Below are 1647 nucleotides of genomic sequence, written 5' to 3'. Positions count from 1 at the left end.
CGTGTTGTTCATCATAAGGAAAAGACAGCTCAGACTTCAATAGCTGTTTTCCTTCTAAACGCAAACGAACCACCTCCGATCAGGAAAAAAGTTTGCTTATGAATGGAGATTCTCCGTCCGATGACTGATAGTAAGCTACTAAAAAAGAAGTGAACCGTTCGTCCACTTCTTCTATTCGCGCTAATAAAAACAATTCCTGCTTATTTTTTATACCAACCAAATCCCATCGCGCCTTCTCCTAAATGTGTGCCGATAACTGGTCCGAAATAGCTGAGGAAAAACTCAACGTGCGGATATTGTTTCTCTAGCTGCTCTTTCCATGCGCGCGCTTCTTCTTCACAATTCGCATGAATGATGACCGCACGCATCGGAACGCCGAGCGCTGCATCTTCGGCGAAAAGCTGTTCGATGCGATGTAACGCTTTTTTTCGCGTACGAATTTTTTCAAACGGAACGATCACTTTGTCGACAAAATGTAAAATCGGCTTTACTTGTAGAAGGCTGCCGATAAACGCTTGAGCGCCGCTTAACCGCCCTCCTCGCTGCAAATGTGATAAATCATCGACCATAAAATAAGCGCGTACCGACCGTTTCATTTCATCTAGCCGCGCAATGATCGCCTCAGGATGCATGCCTGCTTGCGCCATTTCTGCTGCCTCGATCGCATAAAACCCTTGCACCATACGACTACTTTCTGAATCATATGCATATACTCGAATGCCTTCGACCATTTGACTAGCGGCAACCGCCCCTTGATACGTTCCGCTAATGCCGCTTGATAAATGAATCGAAATGACCGCATCGTATTGTTTTGCAAGTTGCTCAAACGTTTCAACAAATAGTCCAATTGGCGGCTGTGACGTTGTCGGCAGCTGTTCACTCGTTTTTACTTTGTCAAAAAAGTCTTCTGCACTTATATCCATCTCTTCTCGATACGTCTCTGTGCCAAAGACAACGCTCAAAGGAATGACATGTATGTTCAACTGCTCGCGAATGTGCTTCGGTATATATGCTGTACTATCTGTCAAAATCGCCGTTTTCATTGCCTTTACCTTCCTTGTCCAAAATTTTTCCTATTTGCATTGTACTACATTACAACTGCGATTGCATTGAAAAAGGTTGTCGAATCATCTCGACAACCTTATTTCACTTCGACCCAACCGTTTTTAATCGCAACAACGACCGCTTGCGTTCGATCATTCACGTTTAATTTTTGTAAAATGCTACTGACATGATTTTTGACCGTTTTTTCACTAATATATAGCGCATCAGCAATACCTTTGTTGCTTTTTCCATCCGCCAATAGTTGCAACACTTCACATTCCCGGCGCGTCAATACATGGTATGGGCGGCGTACATCTTGCTTTTGTTTCTCCTGTTCTATCCCTTCTGCCGCAACGAGACGACGATATTCTTTCACAAGATTGTGCGTCACTTTCGGATGTAAGTATGAGCCGCCCTCCGCTACAACACGAACGGCTTCAATTAAAGCGTCGGCATCCATCTCTTTTAATAAATATCCCATCGCGCCCGTTTGTAACGCATGCATCACATAGCTTTCATCATCATGGATCGATAAAATAATGACTTTCGTATCCGGATACGCTTCAATGAGCTGACGAGTCGCCTCGACACCGTTTACATGCG

At 44.1% G+C, this 1647-nt stretch carries 2 protein-coding genes; both read right to left on the bottom strand.

The features are described 5' to 3' along the window. Positions 1 to 200 precede the first annotated feature (200 nt). Positions 201 to 1043, bottom strand: coding sequence for a DegV family protein (locus V7Z64_RS13255; protein WP_334110748.1), 843 nt, complete (start codon positions 1041 to 1043; stop codon positions 201 to 203). 98 nt (positions 1044 to 1141) lie between these two features. Then, the coding region (locus V7Z64_RS13250) for a response regulator transcription factor (RefSeq protein WP_334110746.1) at positions 1142 to 1647 on the bottom strand (506 nt) is incomplete at its 5' end.

The sequence above is a fragment of the Anoxybacillus sp. genome, assembly GCF_036834105.1.
GTDB lineage: Bacteria > Bacillota > Bacilli > Bacillales > Anoxybacillaceae > Anoxybacillus.
This window is presented reverse-complemented; position numbering and strand designations above follow the sequence as displayed.